Genomic DNA, 26,002 nt, shown 5'->3' with positions numbered 1-26,002 from the left:
CACACTGAAAACAAGAAGCGGCCCAACGGACCGCTCAACTGGGAGGCACCCATGGCCGACGCAACGCAGGGCACCGGCGGGCTGACATTTGACGCCAGAAAGCGCGCTTGGCCGAATGAGCTCAATATATTTTTCGCGCTGATCCTGATCATTTTCGCGTTCGAGGCAGCAGGCCAATTGCTTCCATATATGAAAGGTCAAAGCTTCCTGTTTGACACGCGTGACAGGTTTGACAGCATCTTCAACGAGGCGCGGTTGCGCATTATTATCCTGCAAGTCGCCATCATTGGTATTATAGCGCTGGGCGTGACGCAGGTCATCATCTCTGGTGGTATCGACCTCAGTTCCGGCCCTCTTGTGGGGGCCACGGCGATGATCGTCATGTCATTTGCTCAAACCGAACTGGTTAACGGCGGTCCGAATCCCAAGGCGGTGTTTGGTGATTGGGCCTTTGACTTACCGCTTATTATACCCCTGATAGTGGGGCTCAGTTTTGGAGCGTTCATAGGGGCCATAAACGGCAGTCTGATCGCGTACACCCGCATCCCGCCCTTTATCGCGACATTGGGTATGTTCTTGATTTGCCGTGGCATTGCACAGGCCTGGACACGCGGGCAGCCGGTGTCTTTCCCCACTGAAAGTTACTCTTTGATCGGCAAAGGCATGATGCCAGTTTATCTGTTCATCGCACTGGCAATCCTGTTCCACTTCATCCTGAAGTACACTGTCTATGGCAAGCACACCTATGCCATCGGTTCAAACGAGGATGCTGCAAGGATGTCGGGCATCAACGTCAAGCGGCACAAGGTTCTGGTCTATATGATTGCGTCGATGCTCGCCGCATTTGCTGCCATCGTACTGAGTTCCAAGAACCTGACGGCGCAGTCCGGCATGGGTATCTTTTATGAACTCTATGCGATTGCCATGGCTGTGATCGGTGGCGTCAGCCTGACGGGTGGGCGCGGGTCGATCATTGGCACTGTGCTGGGCGCCATGGTGTTCGGTGTCATCCAGTCCGGGTTCACCTACATCAAGCTCGACGCATTCTATCAGTTGATGGCGATGGGCGGGATCATCATTGGCGCGGTCGTGTTGGACAAGGTCCGGCAGGAACGCGCGGCCATGCGAAGTTGAGGGAGCACACCATGAGCGACGATATTGTTCTGGAAACACGGGGGCTGACCAAACACTACGGTGGAGTACACGCCCTGAACGATGCCAACTTCACTCTCAAAAAGGGTGAACATGTGGCGATCATGGGGGACAACGGGGCGGGCAAATCTACTTTTGTCCGCCAGATCACCGGAGTTGAGCAGCGCACACGTGGCGACATCTTTTTCTATGGTGAACCGGTGAGCTTCGGCGGCCCGCTGGATGCGCGCGAAGCGGGGATTGAAACGGTGTTCCAAACGCTGGCGCTTGCTGATGATCTGGATGTACCCGACAACCTGTTTTTAGGCCGTGAAAAGACCAAGTTTGATTGGCTCGGGCCCTTCCGCCTGCTCGATTACAAGGCGATGCGAAAGGCCACTATCGACGGCCTGGAAAAGACGGCTGTGAAGATCCCGAATATCCGCAACACGATCCGCAACATGTCGGGCGGCCAGCGGCAATGCGTGGCGATCGCACGGACAGCGACATTCCACTCGCGCCTTACCATCATGGACGAACCGACCGCGGCATTGGGCGTTCAGGAAACTGCCCAGGTTGAAAACATCGTCCGTACGTTGAAAGAAGCTGGCGAGCCGCTGATCCTTGTCAGCCATAATATGCGGCAGGTGTTTGACTTGGTGGACCGGATCGTGGTCTTCCGGCGCGGACGCATTTGCGCGAACCTACGCAAGGAAGACACCGATGGGCAGGATGTTGTCGCCTACATCACCGGCGCCAAAACGCAGGAAGGGTACGAGGACGCGGCCTGAGGGTACGCGATGCTGAATCTTGACCATCCGTTCTTTGCACAAGCCTGGCGGCGACACTTGACCGTAGTGATTTGTGTGTTCTGGGGCCTGTTTGAACTGGCCACCGGTGCGGTGATCTGGGGCATCATATTTCTTGGCATGGCAGCGTTGGCATTGTGGCAATTCGGCAAGGTCGATTGGTCCAAATACGACGGTGGTAACTGACACATGGCCGTGACGCTCAAGGATGTGGCTGAACGGGCGGGTGTCTCCCGCTCTGCAGTGTCGCGTTGTTTCACGCCGGGTGCCTCAATCAGTGGTAAGACGCGGGAAAAGGTCGAAAAAGCCGCCGCCGAGTTGGGTTACAGCCCCAACGCATTAGCTTCGTCCCTGACGACGGGTCGGACCAAACTGGTCGGTGTGATTTCAAACAACTTCCACAACCCGATCTTTCTCGAGGTCTTTGACCTGGTCACGCGCGAGCTGCAAAAGCGCGATTTAAGGCCTTTGCTGGTCAACCTGTCGGATGAAACGGATCCTTCGAATTCTGTGCGGCTTTTGCAGCAGTATTCGGTCGACGCGGTTATCGTGGCCTCATCCACGCTCCCGGCCAGCTTTGCCGAAAGCTTTCACGAGGCAGGGATGCGTGTCGTTCATTCCTTTGGTCGTCTGACGGACGCGCCCAAAATCAATGTTTTGGGGATCGACAACATAGAAGCGGGGCGTATTGCCGCGCGTGAGTTGATCAAACGGGGATACCGAAAGGTTGGCTTCCTGGCCGGTCCGCTCAGCGCCACATCTACCCGCGACCGACACACCGGATTTGTCGAAGAATTGGGACGCCATCCGGAAATGTCCCTGTCCGTCAGTTATGCTGCCGCCTATTCCTTTAATGCGGGCCGGAACGAGATGGCCCGCCTTCTGTGCATGGGTCCGGAAGAGGCATATTTCTGTGGTGATGACGTCCTGTCCATTGGCGCATTGTCGGCGATCAAGGATGCAGGTCTGTCGATCCCCGATGATGTGGGAATCCTCGGGCTTAACAACATGGAAATGGCAGCGTGGGAACTGATCGATCTAACGACGATCCACAACCCCATCGACGACATCGTGCGCACGTCCGTCGATCTGGTCGAGGCGATGCTGGATGGCGAGGAAACCGTGGCCCAATCTCTGACCTTTGATTGTCATGTTGTGGAACGCGGCACCCTGCGCCCGGTAATGCGCTAAGGGCACCAATCGGCGGTCGAAATGGTTGCCCTAAGGCCAGTCCGATCACACTTGGGGCAAAGATGTTTGCTTGCTCAAGTGTTCAAAGCCACGGATGGCCTTGGCAACATCAAGTCCGCCCAGATTGGTAGGTGATCTGACGCCTGCCGTGCCAGTTTTCCCTGCTCCACACCCGCCTCGGTCATTATTATGGCACCGGAATGCGCTATGCGATCCAACGCTGCAACTGGGCGAGCGGCGTGGAAAGACTGGCCGGGACTGAGTACCGTAAATCTTGGCGTTAATGGTTCAAGCCCTCGACGGGTGGACCATTCGTTGAAGTCCCCAAGGATAATCGCATCGTCAGCGCTTTGAACATGCGTCGCCAGTCTTTCGAGTTGAAGGCGCCGATGCCGGCGCATGAGACCAAGATGAGCGCCCATGACCGCAACCGACAAAGGGCCGAGGTCAATTTCAAAATAGACGGCACCGCGTGGCTCAAATCCGGGAAGGTCGATCCGTTGCACGCCTCCCGCCTCAACCCCCTTTCGCAGCAAAACAGCATTCCCATGCCAGCCCAAGCTGACTTCGTTTTTTGCAGTTGGCAAAATCTCAAAGTCGGTTTGCGTCTCGATCATGCGCATCGGTAGGGCTGCGGGTCTGTCACCCAGTCGTTTGTCGGCTTCCTGCAAGGCGATGACGTCCGCCTGTAATCCGTTCAGAACGTCCAGAATTCGTCCAGGATTCCTGCGGCCGTCCAATCCTCTTGCCTTGCGAATGTTATAGCTGGCAAAACGCAATGTCCGGGGGGTTCTAAGCAGGGCCATAACACTTACGTATGCAGTGATCTCCGAAAAGGAATAGGCCCTTGAAACGGCTCAGATACCAAAACCCTATCTTGTTGATCCTATGGAGTATCCTGCTCGCGCCATCCTTTGTCGCTCTTTTCGTTGGCTTTTGGGAACTGGCATTTGTCGCTTTGTTGACCTTGGGGCTTAGCATCGCGCCCGTTTTCCTGGCCTCCCGATATTCCATTTCCGTGCCGGTTCCGTTTCTGCTTGCCGCGACACTCTTTATCGGTGGCTCCATTATTATGGGCGAGGCATTTGGTTTTTATGAACGTGTCTGGTGGTGGGACCTTGCACTGCACGGATCCTCGGCCATTGGGTTCGGCTTGATTGGCTTTTTGTTCATCTTCATGTTGTTTGAAGGAGATCGCTTTGCTGCGCCTCCGGTTGCCATTGCGTTTTTGTCCTTCTGCCTTGCAGTGACAGTCGGCAGTATCTGGGAGATTTTCGAGTATGCCATGGACTCGATTTTTGGTCTCAACATGCAGAAAAGCGGCCTCGACGACACGATGGGAGACCTCATCGTAAACGGTTTGGGTGCAATCATCGGCGCTGTCAGTGGCTACTTTTATCTCAGTGGACGTGAAAAGCGCCTTTTCGCCCCATTTATTGGCCAATTTGTTGATGCGAACAGGCGCCTTTATCGCAGGACAAAGGAGAAGTTGCGCCGTTGAGACGTCGGCACACGGATCGGTTACCGTTGCAATCCTGTCTGACTGGCCTTCGATCGGTTCGGAGCATGGGTCAGATCGAATGAAATTGCTCCGCTCGAAGGATCGCCAGTCCCATGTTTGGCACAAAGTGTATGGGTGGCAAAAGCTTACCATTGCGAACAACGTCTTGCCGCTGCTCATGGGTGGCGGCATTTCTGTTATTCAGCCTATTGAAACATCGGTGGTCGGGCATCTAGCCAAGCGCCGTCCCGTTTGCCACTTTCGGCCACTGCGAACACGGCAGCCATTGATCGCAACCCGTCCTCGGCGCGCGGGTAGAGGTTTGCCGCCGGGTCCATCAAACGTCCCTCTTTCCGCGCGTGTATCGCTTCGGCCAAGTCAGTGTAGATGTTGGCAAAGGCCAGCGGCATCCCCTCGGCATGGCCGATGGTCACGCGAGTCGTGCGGTCGGCTTCGGCCGAGAGGTTCGCCTCGCCCCGTTCGATTACCTGCAAACGTTCGTTCAAAGGCATATAATAAAGCTGGTTGGGCTGCTCTTGGCTCCAGCGCAAACCGCCGGTTTCGCCAAAGACCTGAATGCCCAACCCATGTTGCCGACCAATAGCGACGGACGACGTCCACAGTCGACCCACGGCCCCGCCATCCATGCGGAAGTTGACCATCGCGTCATCTTCCAATGTGCGCACGTCGATGCAGGACACCGTGTCGGCGCTTAGTTTTTCGACCTCTTGCCCGGTTACGAATGACGCCATGTGAAGCGCATGGATGCCGCAATCGGCGAACTGCGCCGACACGCCCGCCTGTGCCGGGTCATAGCGCCAGCGCACACGCGGGTTTTCCGCATCTGTCGCATCGGCGTGGTGGCCATGGGCGAACTCAGCCACGACAAGCCTTACCCTGCCGATGTCCCCACGCGCCACCATCGCTCGCATGTGACGAACGAGCGAATAACCGGAATAGCCGTAGTTCACCGCACAGATGTTGCCGGTCTTCTGGGCGATCTCGACGATCTCCTGCCCTTCTTCGACGGTCATGGTCATGGGCTTTTCGCAGAGCACGTTAAAGCCGCCTTCGAGGAAGGCCTTGGTAATTTGGAAATGCGTCGAATTTGGCGTGGCGACAGTTATCAGATCAATCCGATCGTCGCGCTTCTGCTCGCCCGCCAGCATCTCCTGCCAGGATCCGTACGCCCGGTCTCCCAAGCCCATGCGCTGACCATACTCGCGACCCTCTTCGGGGCGGTGGTCCAACGCGCCGGCGGAAAATTCGAACAACCCGTCCAGCCCTGCGCCTAGGCGGTGGGCCGGTCCGATCTGGCTGCCTTCACCGCCGCCGATCATGCCCCATTGTAGCTTTGCCATGATTTAGGCTCCTTTAAATCCGATGGATTGCAGATACGCGCGGTTCAGCTTCGCGTCGTCGATAGGTGACGTATCGCCAGCTGGATCGCAGTCCTGTTCCACTGTGCACCACCCATCAAATCCATTGTCCAGCAGTACTTGGCGCACAGCTGGGAAGTCCACGTCGCCATCCCCCAGGTTACAGAAGATGCCCTGACCGCAGGCGTCATAGAAACCGGTGCGTTTGGCAATCACATCTGCTTTGACCTTGGGATCGATATCTTTGAAATGCATGTAGCTGATCCGCCCGATGTGACGCTTCATGAAGGCCACGGGATCGAACCCAGCATAGGAGTGGTGCCCGGTATCGAAGCAGATTTTCATGATGCCCGCGTCCACCTCATCCAGCAAGCGTTCAAGCTCCGGCTCGAAGTCGATAAAGCCTGCGGCGTGCGCGTGCATGCCGACAGTCAGCCCGTATTCTTCTGCACCCATCTTGGCGATGGTAGCAATGCGCTCGCGAAAGGTGATCCACTCTGCCTTGTCCATCTGTTCCGCCTCGGCAGCGCGGCCTGCAGTTGGCGCGCGGCGTCCGGAAATGCTGTCAATCAGCACAAGATGCTGCGCGCCGTGTGCTTTCAGCGCTTTGCAGGTGCGCACGGCCCCGTCCATCACATCATCCCACGCGTCCGGATCGTGAAAGGGACGGAAAACGACCCCGCCCACTAGTTCCTGTCCAAACTCTTCAAGCGCGTCGCCCAGCACCGCGGGGTCTTCGGGCATAAAGCCCACTGGACCCAACTCAATGCCCGTATAGCCCGCATCTGCGTTTTCCTGGAGGACCTTGCGCCAAGCTGGGTTGCGTGGGTCGTCCGCAAATTCCACGCCCCAGGAACAGGGGGCATTGCCGATCTTGATCATGGTGTTCGCCTTTGTTCAGAAATCCGCCACGTTAACCCATGTCTCCGCACGCGAAGACGCAAGGGCCGCGGCCACAACTTGATTGACGCGCAAGCCTTCCTCGAACGTGGGCCACACGGGATCACCCGTGTTGATCGCGGTCAGAAAGTCCTTGGCCTCGATGATGATCTGATCCTGGTATCCGGTGCCATGGCCGGGACCCTGGCAGAAGGGCAGGTAGTCGGGATGTGCGGGACCGGTCAGGATCTTGCGAAAGCCGCGCTCAGCCTCAGGCCCTTCGGCGGTGTAGAGCCACAGCGCATTCTGATCCTCGCCATCAAATCGGATCGCGCCCTTGGTGCCGTAGATGTCATAGGCATAACCCATCTTGCGGCCCGTCGCGACGCGGCTGATGAACACGCTGCCATTGATGCCTGAGGAAAAGCGGAGCGTCAGGTAAGCCTGATCGTCATTGGTCACTTTAACACCCAGCCGTGTCTTGTGCACGGTCTCGACCCGGGCAAAAAGCGCCTCGATGGACCCCATGATCGCCTGCGCGCAGTTGATGGGGTGAGGAGCCAGATCGCCCATGCAGCCGTTGGCATCCCCTTGTGCCCGCCACGTGCCTGGGCTGTCGGGGTCGGCATAGAAATCTTCGGTCATCTCTCCGCGAAACGAGGTGACCTGTCCGATGCGTCCTTCGGCCACCAGTTGGCGGGCGTATTGGGTGGCCGGTGTCTTGGCGTAGTTGAAACCGATCATGTTGGCGACACCTGCGGCTTTGGCTGCTGCGACCATGTCGCGTGCGTGATCCGGCGTCTCGGCCAGCGGTTTTTCGCACAAGACGGGCTTTCCAGCAGCGAAGGCCGCAAGGGCGATGTCGCGGTGCGTATCCTGCGGAGAGGCAATCACGATCGCGTTGACTTTGGGGTCGGCGACCAGAACACGCCAATTGTCTGTTGCGCGAGCAAACCCATAGGTGGTGCGGTACTTTTCAGCCGAAGCCCGCGATGTTGCACACACCATTTCGAGCCGCGGACGCAGGGCCGTATCGAACACGGCAGCCACAGATCCAAATGCCACTGCATGGGCCTTGCCCATATAGCCACCGCCCACGATACCTATCCCGATCTCCGCCATCCGGGCTCCTCCCAAAAAGTGTTTGCAACCGGTTGCAATACCGGTATCGTCATTGCAACGGACGGGTCAATACAGAATCGTCAAAAAGAATTCGCGCAAGCCTTTGGGAGGATTTTATGGCGGGCAGCGACACAGTGCGTCTGACAACGGCTCAGGCGATTATCCGCTATCTTGCGGCGCAGTACATTGAGATCGACGGACAGGACTGGCGCTTGTGCGGCGGCGGTTTCGGCATATTTGGGCACGGCAACGTGACGTGCCTGGGCGAGGCGCTTTATGATCACAAGGCCGAACTGCCACTCTACCGTGGTCAGAATGAACAAGGCATGGGATTTGCGGCGGCTGCATATGCAAAAACGTGGCTGCGCCAGCGTTTCATGTTTTGTACCGCTTCGGCCGGACCAGGGACTGCAAACCTGCTCACGGCCTCGGCCCTTGCACATGCAAATCGCCTGCCGATGCTGATGTTGTGCGGCGACACGTTCATCACGCGGTTGCCAGACCCCGTCTTGCAACAGCTTGAGCATTTTGGTGATCCGACCTTTGGCGTCAATGACGCGTTCAAACCCGTAACACGCTATTGGGATCGCATCACTCATCCCGCGCAAATCATCCAATCGCTACCTAATGCAATTGCGACGATGCTGGACCCCGCCGATGGCGGGCCTGCTTTCATCGGTCTTCCACAGGACGTTCAAGGGTGGGCCTATGACTACCCGGTAGCGATGTTCCAAAAGACAGTGCATCGTATTCGTCGACAATTCCCGGATGCTGTAGAGGTGGCGGACGCCGCCGCCGCGCTGACAGGCGCCAAGCGCCCGATGATTATCGCCGGGGGTGGGGTGCAATACTCTCGGGCCGTTGAAGAGCTGACCGCCTTTGCCGAAGCACATAGTATCCCAGTGGTCGAAACCATTGCGGGACGCGCCAATATGTTGGAAACGCATCCGCTCAACTGTGGTCCCATCGGGGTCACGGGTTCGGACAGCGCCAACGCCATAGCGGAGAAGGCCGACGTTATCTTGTCAGTGGGCTGTCGCTTGCAGGATTTTACCACCGGCTCATGGACGGCTTTTGCACCCGATGCGCAGATCATTGGCCTGAACGCAGGCCGGCATGATGCGGGCAAGCATAGGTCCCTGCCTGTGGTTGGCGATGCCAAACTTGGTCTTGATGCACTTGGTTCGGCGCTCATGAGCCATACCGCACCGACCGAGTGGACTGATTTTGCAAAGTCAGAACGCGCCAAGTGGGCTGAATATGTCGCTGACAACGTGGCATATGGCAACCGTCCCAACTCTTATGCGCAGGCGATCGGCGTTGTGAATGCTGCTTGTGATGCGCGCGACCGTGTTGTGGCTGCGGCGGGCGGGCTGCCTGCAGAGGTAACCGCCAATTGGCGCACGCGCGACATCGGTACGGTGGATGTCGAGTTTGGTTTTTCCTGCATGGGCTATGAGATTGCGGGCGCTTGGGGCGCGCGAATTGCTCAGGCTGAGCGAGAGCCCGGTCAGGACACCATCACGTTCTGTGGTGACGGGTCTTACCTGTTGATGAACTCGGACATCTATTCCTCGGTCCTGAGCCGCAAGAAGATGATCGTTCTGGTCCTTGATAACGGTGGCTTTGCTGTCATCAACAAGCTGCAGAACAACACCGGCAATGAAAGTTTCAACAACCTGCTCAGCGATGCGCCTACGATCCCGGAGGCGTTTGCCGTGGACTTCGAGGCCCATGCCGCAAGCATGGGTGCGGCGGTCGAAACGGTCAAGAACCCGGCAGAGCTGGGCGAGGCGTTCCAGCGGGCCAAGGCCAGCGACAAGACTTACGTCATCTGCATGAAAGTCGACGCATATGAGGGCTGGACGACCGAGGGTCACGCCTGGTGGGAAGTTGGCACGCCGCATGTGACCGAAAATGAGAAGGTCGCTGCCGCTCATATGGATTGGGAATCCACGCGCGCCAGGCAGCGCAAGGGAGTCTAAGGTATGCAGACCTTCACCGCTGACTCTGCGGACCCGATCAAGATTTGCGACGAGATGTTGAACGGACCCGGTGCAGTGCGCATCACCGGGTTGTTTACCCCAGAACAGATTGCCGATGCGCGGGCGATCATCATGGCCCACTCCGACGGCGATGAAAACAAGGTCACCCATTTCCAGGGCACCGCGATGGAAGAGGGTAAAGCCAACCTGCAACGCCGGGTCTGGAACCTGTTGGCCAAGGGCGCTGTGTTCTCGAAGATGGCCACGCACCCGGTCATCATGGCGACCTTGAGCCGCTGGCTGGGGTCCGAATTCATCATGGGTTCTATCGCCGCCAACCGCATCCTGCCGGGCGGACCGGGCCAAGAGCCGCATATCGACTTTCCATACTGGGATTTTCACCAACCGGCCACGCACCCCATGGGCCTGAACGCCAGCTTTCCGATGAATGCGCAAGTCACCATTGCGCTGGATCCCTTCACTGAAGAAAGCGGGGCGACAGCGTACTTGCCTGGCACGCAGAAGGACATGCGTTATCCCACGGCAAAGGATCACGATCACTTCTACGCCAACTGCGCGCGCATGACCGGAGTGCCTGGCGACACCGTGATTTTCTTTGGTGCGGCGTGGCATTGCGCTATGCCCAACAACGCCGACCACGACCGCAACGCGATCCTGATCAATTACATCCCGAAATTCGTCAAACCGCTCGAAGACATGCCGGGGGCATTGCCCAAAACGTTCCTGGATGCGGCAAGCCCCGAGATGCGGCAACTCTTGGGCTTCAACTACAAGTACCCGGAAACCCTTGATGATGCCGATGCGGTAAATGCGGAGGGTATCAAGTGAGCGCGCTTCTGAACGGCATAAGAGCCAATAATTTTGTCATCGTGGGCCGTGCCGGAATCGATTTCTTTACGGACGTGGGCGTTCGGGCTGAGGATGCTGAACGACTGACCGTGGACCTAGGGGGATCAGCCGCGAACATTGGTGCCGGGATTTGCAAGTTGGGCGGAAAGGCAGCGCTTGTCACGTCCGTGTCCGATGACTCAGTGGGCAGTTACTGCACAAACCGTTTGCAGCACTATGGCGTAGACACCACTCATGTGAACCGGGTGGGCGGAGAATACCGCAACTCGCTGGCCTTCTACGAAAGTGTTTTGGAAGGGCACCGGAACGTCATTTATCGCAATGGTGCTGCCGACTTTCAGATGACGGTCGATGATGTCGAGGCCGTTGATTATTCCAAGTATGGCGCACTCATCACGGCAGGCACGGTCTTCGCTGCGGAACCCTCACGCGCTGCTACGTTCCGGGCGTTCGAGTTGGCCAAGGCGGCTGGACTGCCGATCATCTTTGACGTGGATTACCGCCCCTATTCCTGGCCGTCGCCGCAGGTCGCCGCCGAGATTCTGAGCCGTGCGGCAGAGGCGTCAGACATGATCGTTGGCAATGACGAAGAGTTCGGCTTTATGGCCGGTGGCATGGAGATGGGGCAGGCAAAGGCCAAAATGTTGTCTGAAACAACAGCCGAGATCGTCATATACAAGATGGGCGAGAAGGGTGCTGTGACTTACGCGGACGGGCAAGAGATCAGCACCGGAATCTACCCTGTCACCGCGGTCAAACCCAACGGGGCAGGGGATGCTTTCATGGCGGGCTTGATGACGTCCATTGCCGATGCGCGGGACCTGAAAGCCGCCATCCTGCGCGGTTCGGCCTGCGCCTCGATCACCGTCTCACAACCAGGCTGTGCACCAGCCATGCCAACACCCGATCTGCTGGATGATTTCCTGACCAGTCATCCCGGTCCGACACAAACGTAAAAAGGAGGCACGCCGATGCATATCGCGCCTTACGACAACCAGAACAAACCGATCGTGGATGCCGATGACGCGACCGTCCCGCTCAACTACTTCAACATCGTGAAGCTGAAAAAGGGTGATGCGTTCGAATATGCCGTGCCTGGCTATGAGACCTGCATCGTGCCCGCAACCGGCACCGTCGATGTGAATGTCGAAGGGCTCAAGGCCGGTGGAATCGGCGGGCGGGGCATGGACGTCTGGGACGGGGAGCCGGAGGGCGTCTATGTGCCGACGGCCGCCAAGGCCGAGATGGTTTGCACCTCGGATGAGGCGGAAGTTTTTGTGGCCGGTGCCAAATACGACAAGGTGCTCGACGCCTTTGCCGTGCGGTCGGACGAATTGGATCTCGTGCAATATGGATCTGACGACACCAAGACGCACCGCAAGATCAAGCACATCCTGGGCACCAAGTACCACGGTAAGGTGGGGCGTTTGCTGGTCTCGGAACTGTTCACGGTCGGGCAGGGCGGTTGGTCGGGTTTTCCCAGCCATAAGCATGACACTGACCGCTCCGAGGGCGGCGAAATCATAGAGACCCGCCACGACGAAACCTACAATTTCCGCTTCCGTCCCGACCACGGCTCTGGCGTGCAGATGTTGCAGCGCGCCGATGGGAAGGCGGGTGACGCTTACCACATCGTCGATGGGTCCACGATCTGTCTCGACAACGGATACCACCCCTGCGCGGTTCTGCCGGGATACGAGATGTACTATTTCACGATCCTCGGCGGTCTTAGCCAGCGCAGCCTCGTGCAGTATTTTCAGCCCACCCACGCCTATCAAATCGAAACGATCCCGGGCATCAAGGACATGATCGCGAAGTTCAAATGACCCTGGCGACGCTGGCAGAGGTGCTGGGCCCGGCCAAGGCCCAAGGATATGCCGTTGCCGGTCTGGTGACGCTGGGTTGGGAAGACATGCGTGCCTACGTTGCGGCGGCCGAGGCCGAAGGCTGTCCCGTGATCCTGCAAGCAGGGCCATCCTGCCGGGCGCATACCCCGCTGCGCATACTGGGAAAGATGTTCCGTCATCTGGCCGATGAGGCAAGTGTGCCGATCGTGGCGCATCTGGATCACGGTTACACCTTCGATGAATGCAAGGAGGCTTTGGACAGCGGCTTCACATCCCTGATGTTTGACGGGTCGCGCAAGCCGCTGGACGAAAACATTGCCGAGACAGCGGCCATTGCCGAGATGGCGCACAAGGCGGGCATCTCTTGCGAGGGCGAGATAGGTTTTGTGGGCTACGATAATGGCGAGGCGTCCGCAGGAACCGACCCTGTAGAGGCAGCGCGGTTCGCTGCAGAGACAGGTGTTGACGCCATGGCGATTTCTGTTGGCAACGTGCATTTGCAGACGGATCAGTCGGGTGGATTGGACGGTGACCGCATTGCCGCTATTCAAGCATTGACCGATGTTCCGCTCGTGATCCATGGCGGGTCCGGCGTTCCGGCAGCGCAACGGCGGTCGCTGGCGGCGGGCACGAACATCTGCAAGTTCAACATCGGAACCGAGCTGCGGCAGGCCTTTGGTCATGCTCTGCGCAATGCGGTCAATTGCGATCCGGATCGCTTCGATCGCGTCCAGATACTTCGGGACACGCACGATCCTGTGGTCGCGGCCACCCGTACAGTCCTTCGAACAATGAAAGGCTAGCCCATGATCAACATTGCACTTCTGGGGTGCGGCAGAATTGGGCAGGTGCATGCCCGCAGCCTGGTCGGGATCGAGGGCGCCCAAGTTGCCGCCGTTGCAGATGCCATGCCGGAGGCGGCACAAATGCTGGCAGCCCGGACCGGGGCCAAGGTGATGGACGTCGAGGATATCCTCGCGGCGTCTGACATTGATGCAGTTGTTATCGGTACACCGACAACCACACATTACGACCTGATCCACGGAGCTGCGCGGTCGGGCAAAGCGATTTTTTGCGAAAAACCCATCGACCTGAGTGCTGCGCGCATCCGCGATTGTCTCGCGGTGGTGGATCAGCATGACGTGCCGTTCTTTATCGCCTTCAACCGCCGGTTTGATCCAAATTTCCGCACGCTCAAGGGCCGGATCGACGACGGGCGTGTCGGCAGGGTGGAGATGGTGACGATCCTGTCGCGCGATCCATCTCCGCCGCCCATCGGCTACATCAAGACGTCCGGAGGTCTGTTCCGCGACATGATGATTCATGACCTCGACATGGCGCGGTTCCTGCTGGGCGAAGACCCGGTTGAAATTTTTGCGCACGGCTCCTGCCTTGTGGATCCAGAGATTGGGGAGGCCGGTGATGTGGATACGGCGATGGCGTCGCTGCGGACGGCCTCCGGCAAGCTTTGCCAGATATCGAACTCGCGCCGCGCGACCTATGGCTATGATCAGCGGATCGAAGTGCATGGGGAAAAGGGGATGCTGCGGGCTGACAATGTCCTGACCTCGACTGTTGAAGTGTCGGATGCCCAAGGCTTTACCCGGGCCCCGACTGAACCGTTCTTTCTTGAACGATATGCGGCTGCGTATACTGCGGAAATGCAGCACTTCGTCGATGTGCTGATATCGGGTACAACACCGAATCCAAGCGGCATTGACGGCTACAAGGCACAGGTGATGGCGGACGCAGCTCAGGCTTCGTACGAAGCGGGTGGGCCGCAGGTCTTGGTGTTCGACTAACGGTCAGATTGCTGCGCTGTAGGTCCGATTGTCGGACTGCTCGTTCTGGTCGGTCGTCATAGTGCCTGCGATCATCCGCACCAGTGGATGTGCCCACCGCGCAATGCTGAGCGTCTTGCCATCCCACGTCACGGCGTCGCCAAACCGTTCCACGATGTGCAGAATGGCGGTCAGGACAGTTTGATCCGTCAATTGCGCGTTGGATAGGGTTGCGGTGTGATAGCACATCAGCTGCTCAACCACGTCAGCCTTCAAGTGATCCATGCCGGTCAGTTCATAGCCGCGCCACAAAGCGGATTGCCCCGCCTCCACCTGTGCCGCGTACTTGCCGGTTACCGGGATGTTCTGCGCAAATCCTTGCGGATATGTGGAAATAGCCGAAGCGCCCAACCCGATCAGGTAAGGTGCTTTGTCATCTGTGTACCCTTGGAACGAGCGGGTCAGGCACTTGTCGAAGAAAGCACGGGCCAGCGTATCGTCGGTACGTGCAAAGTGGTCGATGCCAATCTGCACGTATCCTTGTCCCAGAAGCGTCCGGCGCGCGAGGTTGAACAACACCAATCTCTGTTCGGCTTTCGGTAGGGCATCGCTTGGGATCAATGACTGACGCTTGGACATCCACGGCACGTGAGCATAACCAAAGAGTGCGATACGTCTTGGGTGCATTTCCAGTGCAGCATCCAGCGTGGTTGCAAGCGTCTTCTCCGTCTGAAAAGGCAAGCCATACAGCAGATCGAAGTTAAGGGCGTCTACGCCAAGATCGTGCAGCTGTTTCACGACGTCGGCGGTCAGGTCGCGCGATTGTTCGCGGCCAATTGCTTTTTGCACCTTCGGATCGAAGTCCTGAATGCCCAGGCTGGCCCGGGACAGCCCGTGTTCTTTCAACATAGCTAGCCGCTTTGGCCCTACATCCGTTGGGTCCACTTCAACTGAAAACTCTTCAAGTTTACCGAGCCCCCAAATGTCGTTCAGGCCGCTCAACAATCGATCGAGAAGTGTAGAAGACAGGATTGTCGGTGTTCCACCACCCAGATGTAGCCGTCGTGGGCGTACTGCGCCGCCAAAGGCACCGCGAGTGGATCGGGCTTCGGCTAAAATCCGCTCAATATATGGCGCCAGCGGGGCATCACTCCGTGTTCCTTGGGTCCGACAGGCGCAAAACCAGCACAGTCTGCGGCAAAACGGAATGTGGACATAGAGCGAAATCTCTGCATCCTCAGGTGCAGTGGATTGCCAGGCGCGCACGCATTCCTCACCAACAGCATCGCTGAACCAATTGGCAGGCGGGTAGCTGGTAAAGCGTGGCACCTTGGCATTAAAAAGCCCATGACGGCGGAGGTCAGAAACGTGTTTCATGCTCTCAAAATGAGTGGTCTGTCATTGCTGCGCATTGACACAGATCAACGGAGGGTTTGATGAACAAGGTGCTTCCTGTCGTGGAAAATTGCGCCAGCTGCCCCATCCGTCATCGGGCTGTTTGCGCACGTTGTGATGATGACGAACTGGAACAGCTCAACCAGATCAAGTTTTACAAGACATACGCCGCGGGCCAGACCATCGCCATGCGCGGAGACGCACTGGACGTGGTGGCGTCGGTTGTCGCTGGCACTGCCACATTGGAGCGCGCGATCGAGGATGGGCGTACGCAGCTGGTAGGGCTTCTGCTGCCGTCGGACTTTATAGGGCGGCCCGGGCGGGACACGCTGCAATACGATGTCACGGCGGTCACCGATGTGACATTGTGTTGCTTTCAGCGCAAACCGTTTGAGGCACTTCTAACCCGCATTCCGCATGTTCAGGAGCGACTGCTTGAAATGGCGCTGGATGAATTGGATGCAGCGCGCGATTGGATGCTCTTGCTGGGCCGCAAGACTGCACGCGAGAAAATTGCCAGTTTCCTGATGCTGATTGCAAAGCGCACCGTGCATCCGGATGGACAGGTTTTGGGCGATACATCGCGTATCGAATTGCCGATAAGCCGCGAGGCGATGGCAAATTTTCTGGGTCTCACCATTGAGACTGTCAGCCGCCAGTTTACCGGCTTACGCAAAGATGGTGTTATCGCGCTTGATGGCAACCGGAACGTGCGCATCCCTGATCTTGAGACTCTGCTGCTGGAAAGCGGTGACGATTCTGATGGCGGACCGTTGATCTGACAACCTTGGCTTGATCCAAATCAACGCGGTCACGCGTGGCCATTGCTATCCCTTCTGACCGAAAGGCCAAAGGAGGGCTTGCATATGTATTCCAACATCCTGATCCCCGTTTTGTTCGGCGAGGGGCGCGATCACCCGCAGGCTGTGGCCGTCGCCAAGCATCTTGCATCTGAAGCTGCGCGCATAACGTTGCTGCACGTGATGGAACAGTTGCCCATGTACGCCGCTGAATACGTGCCGGCGGATACGGTGGCGGGCAATCGGGAGCGGATTGCAACGCGGTTGAAGATGATGGCCAGTGAGTTGCCAAACGGACAAAGCGCCGTGATCGAAGGCGCAACCGGCCGCAGTATCACCGACTACGCCGAACAAAACGGTGTCGATCTGATCGTCATTGCGTCCCACCAGCCTGCTTTGTCCGATATCCTGCTGGGGTCGACAGCAGCGTGGGTCACGCGTCACGCGAAGTGTGCGGTGCATGTAATTCGGTAAATCGGCCTCTCTTGATCCAGATCAACGCGGCCCGACGCGGGCGCATCTAATCAGCCAACATACGAACAGGTCTGTTGTCCCCGCGGGGACAGCACGCAACCGCGAAGGACGAACCATGTGGGACTATGTTAAATTGATCTTGCTGGGTCTGGTTGCTCTGGTCGCTGCAATTGCAGCGGATTGGGGCCACGATCTGGCCTATAAACTGCATGCCGCGCTGATCATGTTGATCGCTGCAGGCATGTTTATTTGGTAACTACGCCATGTCGGCGAAACGCGCGCTGTCGTTGATGACACCGGTTACATGGATAATGTTGTCCGAGCGGGTGTAATCGCCACTGGCTTCTGGGGTGTCGTCGGATTTCTGGCGGGGGTTTTCATCGCCTTCCAGCTTGCTTTTCCGGGGCTGAATTTTGATTGGGGTCAACCTTTTACCAATTTCGGACGTTTGCGCCCACTGCATACTTCTGCAGTGATTTTTGCTTTTGGCGGCAACGCCCTGATCATGTCGTCTTTCTACATTGTTCAACGCACCTGCGGCGCGCGGCTTTGGGGCGGCAACCTCGCCTGGTTCGTATTCTGGGGTTATCAGCTTTTCATCGTGATGGCGGCCACCGGGTACCTGCTGGGGGCGACGCAATCCAAGGAATATGCCGAACCTGAATGGTATGTGGACATCTGGCTGACATTGGTCTGGGTCGCTTTCCTCGCTGTCTACATGGGCACGATCTTCAAGCGGCAAGAGAAACATATTTACGTCGCCAACTGGTTCCTCTTGGCCTTCATCATCACCGTGGCGATGCTGCACATCGTCAACAACCTGAGCATTCCGGTCTCGCTGCTGGGCTCCAAGTCCGTGCAGGTGTTCTCGGGCGTACAGGATGCCATGACGCAGTGGTGGTATGGCCACAACGCAGTGGGCTTCTTCCTGACTGCCGGGTTCCTGGGCATGATGTACTACTTCGTGCCCAAGCAGGCGGGCCGTCCTGTCTATAGCTACAAGCTGTCGATCATCCACTTCTGGGCGCTGATCTTCCTGTATATCTGGGCGGGTCCGCACCACTTGCACTACACCGCTTTGCCTGACTGGGCGTCGACCCTTGGCATGGTGTTCTCAATCATCCTGTGGATGCCGAGCTGGGGGGCATGATCAACGGCCTGATGACGCTACAAGGCGCATGGGACAAGCTGCGGACTGATCCGATCATTCGGATGATGGTGATTTCGCTGGCCTTCTACGGCATGTCCACCTTCGAAGGACCGATGATGTCCATCAAGGCGGTCAACTCGCTCAGCCACTATACCGACTGGACCATCGGGCACGTGCATTCCGGCGCGCTGGGCTGGAATGGCATGATCACCTTTGGCGCGCTCTACTTCCTGACGCCGCGCCTGTGGGGCGGCAAGCAGATGTATTCCATGGCTGCTATCGACTGGCACTTCTGGCTCGCGACTATTGGTATCGTGCTTTACGCGGCATCCATGTGGGTGACCGGCATCATGGAGGGCCTGATGTGGCGCGAAGTTGATGCCCAAGGGTTCCTGGTGAACTCGTTCGCCGACACTGTGAGCGCGAAGTTCCCGATGTATGTGGTGCGCGGATTGGGTGGGGTTCTGTACCTGACCGGTGCCTGCATCATGGTCTGGAACATGTGGATGACCATTCGGGGTGGGCAACCTGTCCGGGTGGCCCCGCCTGCGGTGCCTATTGCTGCCGCTCAACCTGCACAAGCCGCATAAGGGAGACCGAAACATGGCTTTTCTCAAGCGACACCAGGTTCTGGAACGCAGCCCGACGCTTTTGTTCGTCTTTTCGCTGCTCACTGTCTCGGTCGGCGGCATCGTGGAGATCACGCCGCTCTTCTACCTCGAAAACACGATTGAGGAGGTGGAAGGCGTGCGGCCCTACAGTCCGCTCGAACTGGCGGGGCGCGACATCTACGTGCGCGAGGGGTGCTACGTCTGCCACAGCCAGATGATCCGCCCCATGCGGGACGAGGTTGAACGCTACGGGCACTACTCCCTGGCGGCTGAATCGATGTACGATCATCCACATCAATGGGGATCGAAGCGGACCGGACCCGATTTGGCCCGTGTCGGCGGCAGGTATTCGGATGCCTGGCACGTCGATCACCTGATGGACCCGCAATCGGTTGTGCCTGAATCGATCATGCCGAAATACGCCTTCCTCGCGGATGCGGTGATAGACGGCGAGCATATCGAGGATCTGGTTAAGACCCACCGCTTTGTGGGCGTGCCCTATACCGATGAGATGGTCGCAGCCGCTGCCGACGATTTTCGGGTTCAGGCCGATCCCGACGGCGATTGGGATGGTTTGGTCGAGCGCTACCCCGGCGCGGTCGTATCCAACTTTGACGGCCAGCCTGAACTGACCGAGATGGATGCGCTGATTGCTTACCTGCAGATGCTGGGCACCTTGGTCGATTTCTCGACCTTTACGCCCGATCCGAGCCGATAGGAGGTTTTGATGGACACGTATTCCTTCCTGCGAGAGTTGGCTGATAGCTGGGTGCTTCTGGCGATGGTGATCTTCTACATCACCGCCTGCCTTTGGGCCTTCCGTCCCTCGGCGCGTGCGGCCAATGAAGAGGCGGCCGGTATTCCACTGAGAAACGACACTGATGCGCATCTGGCAGCGCAAGAACCGGAGGCCGACCAAGATGGCTGACAAACAAGACATTGATGATGTCACCGGGACCGATACCACAGGTCACGAATGGGACGGCATCAAGGAACTGAACAACCCGCTGCCGCGGTGGTGGTTGTGGACCTTTTACGGCACGGTTGTCTGGGGGTTGGCATACACGATTGCCTATCCTGCGTGGCCGCTGATCAATTCGGCCACGACGGGTGTATTGGGATACTCCACCCGCGCCGAAGTTGCTGAACGGATTGCAGAAGTGAATGCGCAGAACGCGGAATTGACGGAACGTCTGGCGTCTGCGGATTTGGCGACACTTGCGCCTGACGATCCGGCGCACCGGTTTGGCGTTGCAGGCGGCGCTTCGGTCTTTCTTGCCCATTGCTCGCAATGCCATGGGTCCGGTGCCGCAGGCGTTCAGGCGGCCGGCTATCCCAACCTGCTGGATGATGCCTGGCTGTGGGGCGGCACGCTGGAAGACATCGAGTATACCGTGAGGCACGGTATTCGGAACGAGACCGACCCAGATGCGCGGTGGTCTGAGATGCCTGCGTTCGGCGACATCATGTCAGACGAGGAGATCGACCAAACCGTTGAGTACGTCCTGTCCTTATCGGGCCAGGACCATGATGCGGCCATGGCTGAACAGGGCATGGTTTGGTTCCAAGAGCAGTGCACCGCTTGTCACGGCGACAACGGCGAAGGCATCCGGGAACTAGGCGCGCCTACTCTGAACGATGCGATTTGGCTTTATGGCGGGGATCGCGAAACCCTGATCGAGACGGTGACCTATTCACGCTTCGGCGTGATGCCAGCTTGGGGTCAGCGTTTGGACGAAGAAGAGATCAAGGCAGTCACCTTGTATCTGCACCAGTTGGGCGGCGGCGAGTAACTCTCGCCGTATCGCTCCATGCTGCGTATCGGGCTCGGGCCCATCCAGGAGGGATACGCGGCGCTCCCGGTCTCTGTCCTGTTCGTACCAAGCTGGGACCGGGATTTCCCCTTGGTGCTTGATCCAGATCAAGGTGCTGGCCGTGCAGGCCCTGCAGTTTGAACATACGAACAGGACATTTGACAATGACACAGTCTCCGGCTTCTCCGCCGCCTCTTTACGTGCCGCGTGAACCGATCTTTCCCCGGCGGGTGAGGGGTAAGTTTCGCACGCTCAAATGGTGGATCATGGGTGTCACGCTTGCGATCTACTACCTGACCCCATGGATTCGTTGGGACCGCGGCCCGAACCTGCCGGATCAGGCGGTTCTTGTTGATCTGGCGGGGCGGCGTTTCTACTTCCTATGGATCGAGATCTGGCCACACGAGTTCTATTTTGTGGCGGGGCTGTTGATTATGGCGGGGCTCGGCTTGTTCCTGTTCACCTCTGCCTTGGGTCGCGTTTGGTGTGGCTACACCTGTCCGCAAACTGTTTGGACTGACCTTTTCATTCTTGTTGAACGCTGGATTGAAGGCGATCGCAACGCCCGCGTCCGTCTATGGAACGCAGATTGGTCGCTGAACAAAGTGCGCCTGCGCTTGACCAAGTGGGCGGTATGGTTCCTGATTGCGATGGCGACCGGCGGGGCGTGGGTTTTCTATTTTGCCGATGCTCCGACTTTGGCCCGCGATTTGCTGTCCTTCGGTGCACCGCTCGTGGCCTACTCCACCATCCTGATCTTGACAGCGACCACCTTTGTCTTTGGTGGCTTCATGCGCGAACAGGTCTGCAATTACATGTGCCCATGGCCGCGGATCCAGGCCGCGATGATGGACAATGACACGCTGACGGTTGCCTATCGCCACTGGCGGGGCGAGCCACGGGGCAAGCACCGCAAGGCTAAAGGTGCCGATCAGCTTGGTGACTGCGTAGATTGCATGGCGTGTGTGAACGTTTGTCCGGCGGGCATCGATATCCGTGACGGACAGCAGATGGAGTGCATCACCTGTGCCCTGTGTATCGACGCTTGCGATGAGGTGATGGAGCGTATCGGAAAGCCACGTGGGCTGATCGACTATCTGGCCCTGTCGGATGAAAAGGCCGAGACCAAAGGTGCCAAGCCGCGCCCGATCTGGCGGCACGTGCTGCGCCCCCGTACGATCCTTTATACAGCGATGTGGTCGCTGATCGGTGTGGCGTTGGTCTATGCACTGTTCATCCGCTCGGATATCGACCTAACGATCGAGCCAGTGCGCAATCCGCAGTTCGTAACACTGTCGGATGGAGCGGTGCGCAACACCTATACCCTCCGCATCCGCAACCTGACTGCCGAGGATCGAACATTCCGCGTTATGCTGACGTCCGAAGACATCCTTCGCATTGATGTCGAGACCGACGGTCAGAGTCCCAACCATGTTACCGTCCCCGCGAACGAAACAATGCAGGCCCGCGTCTATGTCATCGCCCGCCCGCAAGATGCGGCTGCAGACAGAGAGATCACGGATTTGCGCCTGTGGGTCGAAGACGTCGAAACTGACGATCGGGCTGGTGTCACCACAATTTTCAACGGAAAGGGTTAAGAGATGCAGGTCAAGGAACTCACCGGCTGGCACGTATTGGCTATCTTTGGATCAGCCTTTGCCATCATCATCAGTGTGAACCTGACACTTGCCTTTCAGGCGGTACACACTTTTCCGGGGCTGGAGACCAAGAATTCCTATGTCGTCAGCCAAGCGTTTGATGGCGATCGCGCCGCGCAAGAAGCATTGGGCTGGAAGGTCTATGCAGATGTGGCGGACGGTGTGCTGGCACTGCACATTGACGATGCAATTGGGCCGGTGGTGCCGACGATCACATCGGCGACCTTGGGCCGCGCGACGCATGTGGGCGAGGATCTCACACCAGATTTCCGGCACGATGGCGTTCAGTTCGTGGCGGATATCCCGACACTAGCGCCGGGAAACTGGAACCTGCGTCTGGCCGCGGTTGCTCATGATGGGACAGACTTCCGGCAGCGCATTGTCCTTCGAGTGTGGCAATGAGTATTGCATCCCGCCCGGGTTGCGTTGCGGCCGGTGACGTTGCCGAGACAGCGGGACGTGATGCGGGACTACCCACTCATGAGCTGATCCTGCCAGGCATCCATTGTATTGCCTGTATCCGGTCGGTTGAAGGGCTGCTCAACTCCCGCCCGGATATCACAGCGGCGCGGGTCAACCTGAGCCGCAAGCGTGTGGCGATCACGGCGGAACCGGGTATTGATCCTGCGCCGTGGATCGCTGCGCTGACCGGCGTCGGGTTCGAGGCACATGAGGCGCGTGACGCTGGCGCCCCCAGTCAGGATGACGGCCTGACTTTGCGCCTTGGCATCGCAGGCTTCGCAATGATGAATGTCATGCTGCTGTCAGTGGCCGTCTGGTCCGGTGCGACAGATGCCACACGCGATTTCTTCCACTGGATCGCTGCCACGATTTCATTGCCCGCCGCGATCTACTGTGCACAGCCGTTCTTTCGTTCGGCTTGGTCTGCATTACGCGGTATGCGGTTGAATATGGACGTGCCCATCGCGCTGGCCATCGTTCTGGCCTGCGGTCTTTCGCTTTATGAAACGTCGCAAGGCGGAGAGCATGCGTATTTCGATGCCGCCCTGTCCCTGACGTTCTTTCTGCTTGCGGGTCGTGTTCTGGAAAAGCGTATGCGTCAGGCCGCACGTTCGGCTGCTGCTGATTTGGCGGCGCTTGAGCCGTTGCGGGTAACGCGCATCGAAGGCGAAACGCGCGTGAGTGTCCCTGTCGATGATGTGGCTGAAGGTGATACGCTGTGGCTGGCTGCTGGGGCGCGGGTGCCTGTGGATGGCGTGCTGGACAGCGGATCGGCACAGGTTGATCGCAGCGCCCTGACTGGGGAAAGTGATGAGATCGCCGTCGAGCAGGGTGCTTCGCTCACTGCCGGAGAGGTTGTTTTGACCGGTCCCGTCACGATGCGTACAACTGTGGCGGCCAAGGGCTCGACCCTGCGCAGGTTGATCCAAATCGCAGCGCATGCCGAAGGTGCGCGCAGCAAGTACACCAGTTTGGCGGACCGTGCTGCTGGCGTGTACGCGCCGTTGGTGCATGGTCTGGCCATTGCCGCCTTTGTCGGATGGTTGATCGCTACGGGTGACATGTACCACGCCCTGACAATCGCGATTGCGACGCTGATCATCACCTGTCCCTGCGCCTTGGGCCTTGCACTGCCAGCAGTTTCCACCGTAGCGACCGGGCGACTTTTCCGCATGGGGTTGCTGGTCAAATCTAAAACGGCATTGGAGCGTCTGGCCGAAGTAGACACGGTCGTTTTCGACAAGACCGGTACTCTGTCAGCTGCCGCGCTTGTCCCACACAAGGACATGCCGGACGAGGCACGCGCCGTTCTCAAGGCATTGGCGCAAGCATCTGCGCACCCGCTCAGCCGTTCGGTTCTATTGTTGTTGAATGATGTCAGACCTGCTGATCTTGAAGGTATAGCGGAGCATCGTGGTAACTGTGTTTCCGCCTCTTGGAATGGCGCATCTGTGCGTTTTGGCAATGCTACGTGGGTAGGGGCAGGCCAAGGCACTGTCTTGCAAATCCGCGATACCGTCTATGCGCTTGAGCGACGCGAACAGCTTTTTGCTGATGCCGTCAACACCGTCGCGCGCCTGAGTGATATGGGGTTTGACGTCCATATTTTGACCGGTGACAGCGCGCGCAACGCAGCACGTGCGGCCAACGAGTTGGGCGTTGACAATGTACACGCCGAGGTGGACCCAGAGGCCAAACAGGACCTGATCGAACGTCTGCAGGTCGAGGGGCACAAGGTCGTCATGGTCGGTGACGGTCTGAACGACACTTTGGCCCTGACCCGCGCTTGGGCGTCCATTGCGCCGGGCACCGCGCTTGAAGCAAGCCAGAACGCGGCCGATGTGGTGCTTTTGGGTCAACACCTGTCTGGAATCCCCGCAGCAATTGGCATTGCGCGCAGCGCAAGGCGGCGCATTCTTGAGAATTTCGGACTGGCTGCTTGTTACAATGCTGTGGCCATTCCGTTATGCTTGGCTGGCTTTGCCACACCTTTGATGGCCGCACTCGCGATGTCTACCAGTTCGATTACCGTTACCCTGAACGCCCTGCGCACGAAGGCACAGACATGAACGTTCTTGTGATCCTCGTCCCCTGTTCGCTCATCCTTGGATTGGGCGCGCTGGTTGCCTTTGTCTGGACGATGAAGAGCGATCAGTATTCGGACCCGGAAGGTGACGCCCGGCGCATCCTACTTGAGGATGACGAGCCGACCTAGAAGGCGACGCGGTCGCCGCCTTTGAGATCAAGAATTTCGCGCGCCTCATCAGGGCTGGCAACCTCGCAGCCCAAGTCTTCGACAATGCGGCGGATTTTGGTGACTTGCTGGGCATTTGACTCGGCAAGCTTTCCGCGTGTGATGAACAGGCTGTCTTCCAACCCGACGCGCACATTGCCACCCATCTGGCTGGCGGTCGTGGCAAGTGGCATCTGTGCGCCGCCTGCGCCAAGAACGGACCAGCGATAGTCATCGCCAAAGAGGCGGTCGGCCGTGCGTTTCATGAAGATCAGGTTGTCGACTTCGGCCCCGATCCCGCCCAGAACGCCGAACACGAATTGCAGGAACACGGGTGCCTTGAACAGGCCGATGTCCATGCAGAACTTCAGGTTATAGAGGTGGCCGACATCGTAGCATTCATGCTCGAACTTTATGTCATGTGGGGCCAAGGCCTTGGCCGCCTGCGTGATGTCGGCAAACGTGTTGCGGAAGATATTCGCTTCGGACCCTGCGATATACTCCTTTTCCCAGTCGTGTTTCCACGTGTCATAGCGGTCGACCAGCGGGTGAAAGGCGAAGTTCATTGACCCCATGTTGAGGGAGCACATCTCGGGGCTGTAGTGGACGGCAGCCTTGATCCGGTCCTCGATCAGCATGGTGGGCGCACCACCCGTTGTGATGTTGAGCACGGCGTCGGTTGATTGCTTTACGCGGCTCAGGATGCCCGTGTAGTGATCTGGATCCACCGATGGGCGTCCATCTTTGGGGTCACGTGTGTGCAGGTGAAGGATAGATGCGCCTGCTTCTGCAGCGGCAATCGCCTGTTCGGCAATGTCGTTGTGTGTGACGGGCAGGTGGTCGGACATCGTTGGTGTGTGGATGGCCCCTGTGACCGCGCAGGTAATGATTGTCTTTTGCTTGGCCATGA

The 26,002-nt window shown here is 58.1% G+C and carries 26 protein-coding genes and 1 pseudogene; 21 read left to right on the top strand and 6 right to left on the bottom strand.

Going from position 1 to position 26,002, the window contains the following annotated elements:
• Positions 1-51 precede the first annotated feature (51 nt).
• Genes Q1A75_RS06105 through Q1A75_RS06090 form a run of 4 tightly spaced genes read left to right on the top strand, consistent with a single transcriptional unit; the run spans position 52 to position 3,131 of the window.
• Positions 52-1,134 (top strand): ABC transporter permease, encoded by a 1,083-nt coding sequence (locus Q1A75_RS06105; RefSeq protein WP_299550425.1) that lies wholly within the window; start codon positions 52-54, stop codon positions 1,132-1,134.
• An 11-nt stretch (positions 1,135-1,145) separates the two neighbouring features.
• Positions 1,146-1,922 carry an ATP-binding cassette domain-containing protein gene (locus tag Q1A75_RS06100; protein ID WP_299550427.1) on the top strand — a complete coding sequence of 259 codons (777 nt, stop codon included), beginning with the start codon at positions 1,146-1,148 and terminating at the stop codon, positions 1,920-1,922.
• Between the two features lie 9 nt (positions 1,923-1,931).
• Positions 1,932-2,126: a hypothetical protein gene (locus Q1A75_RS06095; protein WP_299550429.1), complete on the top strand. Its 195-nt coding sequence runs from the start codon at positions 1,932-1,934 to the stop codon at positions 2,124-2,126.
• 3 nt (positions 2,127-2,129) lie between these two features.
• The gene (locus tag Q1A75_RS06090; RefSeq protein ID WP_299550431.1) at positions 2,130-3,131 is read left to right on the top strand and encodes a LacI family DNA-binding transcriptional regulator; all 1,002 of its coding nucleotides are present in this window, start codon (positions 2,130-2,132) and stop codon (positions 3,129-3,131) included.
• 74 nt (positions 3,132-3,205) lie between these two features.
• Here Q1A75_RS06090 and Q1A75_RS06085 read toward each other — a convergent pair whose 3' ends face one another.
• The gene (locus tag Q1A75_RS06085) at positions 3,206-3,937 is read right to left on the bottom strand and encodes an endonuclease/exonuclease/phosphatase family protein (protein WP_299550433.1); all 732 of its coding nucleotides are present in this window, start codon (positions 3,935-3,937) and stop codon (positions 3,206-3,208) included.
• Positions 3,938-4,098: 161 nt separating this feature from the next.
• Between Q1A75_RS06085 and Q1A75_RS06080 the strand changes: the two genes are divergently transcribed.
• Complete coding sequence (locus Q1A75_RS06080; RefSeq protein WP_299550435.1) at positions 4,099-4,632, top strand: hypothetical protein; 534 nt, start codon at positions 4,099-4,101, stop codon at positions 4,630-4,632.
• A gap of 206 nt (positions 4,633-4,838) precedes the next feature.
• On the opposite strand, the gene Q1A75_RS06075 is transcribed toward Q1A75_RS06080, so the two are convergent.
• From Q1A75_RS06075 to Q1A75_RS06065, 3 genes are read right to left on the bottom strand one after another with little or no spacing between them, the layout of a single operon-like run.
• Entirely contained in the window at positions 4,839-5,993 is a 1,155-nt protein-coding gene (locus Q1A75_RS06075) for a Gfo/Idh/MocA family oxidoreductase (protein WP_299550437.1), read from the bottom strand.
• Between the two features lie 3 nt (positions 5,994-5,996).
• Positions 5,997-6,893, bottom strand: coding sequence for a TIM barrel protein (locus Q1A75_RS06070; protein WP_299550439.1), 897 nt, complete (start codon positions 6,891-6,893; stop codon positions 5,997-5,999).
• 15 nt (positions 6,894-6,908) lie between these two features.
• Positions 6,909-8,012, bottom strand: coding sequence for a Gfo/Idh/MocA family oxidoreductase (locus tag Q1A75_RS06065; RefSeq protein ID WP_299550441.1), 1,104 nt, complete (start codon positions 8,010-8,012; stop codon positions 6,909-6,911).
• A gap of 116 nt (positions 8,013-8,128) precedes the next feature.
• On the opposite strand from Q1A75_RS06065, the gene iolD reads away from it, so the two are divergent.
• The 6 genes from iolD to iolG are packed head-to-tail and all read left to right on the top strand — an operon-like array spanning position 8,129 to position 14,516.
• The gene (gene iolD / locus Q1A75_RS06060) at positions 8,129-9,997 is read left to right on the top strand and encodes a 3D-(3,5/4)-trihydroxycyclohexane-1,2-dione acylhydrolase (decyclizing) (protein WP_299550443.1); all 1,869 of its coding nucleotides are present in this window, start codon (positions 8,129-8,131) and stop codon (positions 9,995-9,997) included.
• Between the two features lie 3 nt (positions 9,998-10,000).
• Positions 10,001-10,846, top strand: a complete 846-nt coding sequence (locus Q1A75_RS06055; protein WP_299550445.1) for a phytanoyl-CoA dioxygenase family protein — start codon at positions 10,001-10,003, stop codon at positions 10,844-10,846.
• Positions 10,843-11,823 (top strand): 5-dehydro-2-deoxygluconokinase, encoded by a 981-nt coding sequence (gene iolC, locus Q1A75_RS06050; protein ID WP_299550447.1) that lies wholly within the window; start codon positions 10,843-10,845, stop codon positions 11,821-11,823. Before Q1A75_RS06055 ends, iolC begins: the two co-directional genes overlap by 4 nt.
• Positions 11,824-11,838: 15 nt before the next feature.
• A complete protein-coding gene (locus Q1A75_RS06045) occupies positions 11,839-12,693 on the top strand; it encodes a 5-deoxy-glucuronate isomerase (protein ID WP_299550449.1) in 855 nt (284 codons plus the stop codon).
• Positions 12,690-13,517 (top strand): class II fructose-bisphosphate aldolase, encoded by an 828-nt coding sequence (locus Q1A75_RS06040; RefSeq protein WP_299550451.1) that lies wholly within the window; start codon positions 12,690-12,692, stop codon positions 13,515-13,517. Before Q1A75_RS06045 ends, Q1A75_RS06040 begins: the two co-directional genes overlap by 4 nt.
• Positions 13,518-13,520: 3 nt before the next feature.
• Positions 13,521-14,516: an inositol 2-dehydrogenase gene (gene iolG / locus Q1A75_RS06035; RefSeq protein ID WP_299550453.1), complete on the top strand. Its 996-nt coding sequence runs from the start codon at positions 13,521-13,523 to the stop codon at positions 14,514-14,516.
• A 3-nt stretch (positions 14,517-14,519) separates the two neighbouring features.
• On the opposite strand, the gene hemN is transcribed toward iolG, so the two are convergent.
• A complete protein-coding gene (hemN, locus tag Q1A75_RS06030; RefSeq protein WP_299550455.1) occupies positions 14,520-15,872 on the bottom strand; it encodes an oxygen-independent coproporphyrinogen III oxidase in 1,353 nt (450 codons plus the stop codon).
• Between the two features lie 59 nt (positions 15,873-15,931).
• On the opposite strand from hemN, the gene fnrL reads away from it, so the two are divergent.
• From fnrL to ccoS, 10 genes and pseudogenes are all read left to right on the top strand, one after another.
• Positions 15,932-16,672 carry a transcriptional regulator FnrL gene (fnrL, locus tag Q1A75_RS06025; protein ID WP_299550457.1) on the top strand — a complete coding sequence of 247 codons (741 nt, stop codon included), beginning with the start codon at positions 15,932-15,934 and terminating at the stop codon, positions 16,670-16,672.
• An 84-nt stretch (positions 16,673-16,756) separates the two neighbouring features.
• Complete coding sequence (locus tag Q1A75_RS06020; protein WP_299550459.1) at positions 16,757-17,164, top strand: universal stress protein; 408 nt, start codon at positions 16,757-16,759, stop codon at positions 17,162-17,164.
• A 115-nt stretch (positions 17,165-17,279) separates the two neighbouring features.
• A pseudogene (ccoN, locus tag Q1A75_RS06015) lies at positions 17,280-18,904 on the top strand (cytochrome-c oxidase, cbb3-type subunit I).
• 13 nt (positions 18,905-18,917) lie between these two features.
• A complete protein-coding gene (gene ccoO / locus Q1A75_RS06010; protein ID WP_299550461.1) occupies positions 18,918-19,643 on the top strand; it encodes a cytochrome-c oxidase, cbb3-type subunit II in 726 nt (241 codons plus the stop codon).
• A 9-nt stretch (positions 19,644-19,652) separates the two neighbouring features.
• The gene (locus tag Q1A75_RS06005) at positions 19,653-19,853 is read left to right on the top strand and encodes a cbb3-type cytochrome c oxidase subunit 3 (RefSeq protein ID WP_299550463.1); all 201 of its coding nucleotides are present in this window, start codon (positions 19,653-19,655) and stop codon (positions 19,851-19,853) included.
• The gene (gene ccoP / locus Q1A75_RS06000) at positions 19,846-20,718 is read left to right on the top strand and encodes a cytochrome-c oxidase, cbb3-type subunit III (protein ID WP_299550465.1); all 873 of its coding nucleotides are present in this window, start codon (positions 19,846-19,848) and stop codon (positions 20,716-20,718) included. The genes Q1A75_RS06005 and ccoP overlap by 8 nt, the downstream gene beginning before the upstream one ends.
• Before the next feature lie 185 nt (positions 20,719-20,903).
• On the top strand, positions 20,904-22,337 hold the full coding sequence (gene ccoG / locus Q1A75_RS05995; RefSeq protein ID WP_299550467.1) for a cytochrome c oxidase accessory protein CcoG: 1,434 nt from the start codon (positions 20,904-20,906) through the stop codon (positions 22,335-22,337).
• A gap of 3 nt (positions 22,338-22,340) precedes the next feature.
• Positions 22,341-22,799: a FixH family protein gene (locus tag Q1A75_RS05990; protein WP_299550469.1), complete on the top strand. Its 459-nt coding sequence runs from the start codon at positions 22,341-22,343 to the stop codon at positions 22,797-22,799.
• Entirely contained in the window at positions 22,796-24,928 is a 2,133-nt protein-coding gene (locus Q1A75_RS05985; protein ID WP_299550471.1) for a heavy metal translocating P-type ATPase, read from the top strand. Before Q1A75_RS05990 ends, Q1A75_RS05985 begins: the two co-directional genes overlap by 4 nt.
• Positions 24,925-25,074 carry a cbb3-type cytochrome oxidase assembly protein CcoS gene (gene ccoS, locus Q1A75_RS05980; RefSeq protein WP_299550473.1) on the top strand — a complete coding sequence of 50 codons (150 nt, stop codon included), beginning with the start codon at positions 24,925-24,927 and terminating at the stop codon, positions 25,072-25,074. The genes Q1A75_RS05985 and ccoS overlap by 4 nt, the downstream gene beginning before the upstream one ends.
• On the opposite strand, the gene Q1A75_RS05975 is transcribed toward ccoS, so the two are convergent.
• A complete protein-coding gene (locus Q1A75_RS05975; RefSeq protein WP_299550475.1) occupies positions 25,071-26,000 on the bottom strand; it encodes a 3-keto-5-aminohexanoate cleavage protein in 930 nt (309 codons plus the stop codon). The two genes, ccoS and Q1A75_RS05975, sit on opposite strands and share 4 nt — an antisense overlap.
• Positions 26,001-26,002 lie beyond the last annotated feature (2 nt).

This window comes from uncultured Tateyamaria sp., assembly GCF_947504105.1.
In the GTDB taxonomy this organism is placed as follows: Bacteria; Pseudomonadota; Alphaproteobacteria; order Rhodobacterales; family Rhodobacteraceae; genus Tateyamaria.
The sequence above is the reverse complement of the archived record's forward strand: the minus strand, read 5'-3'. Positions and strand labels throughout refer to the sequence as shown.

Coding starts and splice junctions, on each gene's coding strand:
- Q1A75_RS06105 (WP_299550425.1), top strand. CDS start 52: ATGGCCGACGCAACGCAGGGCACCGGCGGGCTGACATTTGACGCCAGA.
- Q1A75_RS06100 (WP_299550427.1), top strand. CDS start 1,146: ATGAGCGACGATATTGTTCTGGAAACACGGGGGCTGACCAAACACTAC.
- Q1A75_RS06095 (WP_299550429.1), top strand. CDS start 1,932: ATGCTGAATCTTGACCATCCGTTCTTTGCACAAGCCTGGCGGCGACAC.
- Q1A75_RS06090 (WP_299550431.1), top strand. CDS start 2,130: ATGGCCGTGACGCTCAAGGATGTGGCTGAACGGGCGGGTGTCTCCCGC.
- Q1A75_RS06085 (WP_299550433.1), bottom strand. CDS start 3,937: ATGGCCCTGCTTAGAACCCCCCGGACATTGCGTTTTGCCAGCTATAAC.
- Q1A75_RS06075 (WP_299550437.1), bottom strand. CDS start 5,993: ATGGCAAAGCTACAATGGGGCATGATCGGCGGCGGTGAAGGCAGCCAG.
- Q1A75_RS06070 (WP_299550439.1), bottom strand. CDS start 6,893: ATGATCAAGATCGGCAATGCCCCCTGTTCCTGGGGCGTGGAATTTGCG.
- Q1A75_RS06065 (WP_299550441.1), bottom strand. CDS start 8,012: ATGGCGGAGATCGGGATAGGTATCGTGGGCGGTGGCTATATGGGCAAG.
- iolD (WP_299550443.1), top strand. CDS start 8,129: ATGGCGGGCAGCGACACAGTGCGTCTGACAACGGCTCAGGCGATTATC.
- Q1A75_RS06055 (WP_299550445.1), top strand. CDS start 10,001: ATGCAGACCTTCACCGCTGACTCTGCGGACCCGATCAAGATTTGCGAC.
- Q1A75_RS06045 (WP_299550449.1), top strand. CDS start 11,839: ATGCATATCGCGCCTTACGACAACCAGAACAAACCGATCGTGGATGCC.
- Q1A75_RS06040 (WP_299550451.1), top strand. CDS start 12,690: ATGACCCTGGCGACGCTGGCAGAGGTGCTGGGCCCGGCCAAGGCCCAA.
- iolG (WP_299550453.1), top strand. CDS start 13,521: ATGATCAACATTGCACTTCTGGGGTGCGGCAGAATTGGGCAGGTGCAT.
- hemN (WP_299550455.1), bottom strand. CDS start 15,872: ATGAAACACGTTTCTGACCTCCGCCGTCATGGGCTTTTTAATGCCAAG.
- fnrL (WP_299550457.1), top strand. CDS start 15,932: ATGAACAAGGTGCTTCCTGTCGTGGAAAATTGCGCCAGCTGCCCCATC.
- Q1A75_RS06020 (WP_299550459.1), top strand. CDS start 16,757: ATGTATTCCAACATCCTGATCCCCGTTTTGTTCGGCGAGGGGCGCGAT.
- ccoO (WP_299550461.1), top strand. CDS start 18,918: ATGGCTTTTCTCAAGCGACACCAGGTTCTGGAACGCAGCCCGACGCTT.
- Q1A75_RS06005 (WP_299550463.1), top strand. CDS start 19,653: ATGGACACGTATTCCTTCCTGCGAGAGTTGGCTGATAGCTGGGTGCTT.
- ccoP (WP_299550465.1), top strand. CDS start 19,846: ATGGCTGACAAACAAGACATTGATGATGTCACCGGGACCGATACCACA.
- ccoG (WP_299550467.1), top strand. CDS start 20,904: ATGACACAGTCTCCGGCTTCTCCGCCGCCTCTTTACGTGCCGCGTGAA.
- Q1A75_RS05990 (WP_299550469.1), top strand. CDS start 22,341: ATGCAGGTCAAGGAACTCACCGGCTGGCACGTATTGGCTATCTTTGGA.
- Q1A75_RS05985 (WP_299550471.1), top strand. CDS start 22,796: ATGAGTATTGCATCCCGCCCGGGTTGCGTTGCGGCCGGTGACGTTGCC.
- ccoS (WP_299550473.1), top strand. CDS start 24,925: ATGAACGTTCTTGTGATCCTCGTCCCCTGTTCGCTCATCCTTGGATTG.
- Q1A75_RS05975 (WP_299550475.1), bottom strand. CDS start 26,000: ATGGCCAAGCAAAAGACAATCATTACCTGCGCGGTCACAGGGGCCATC.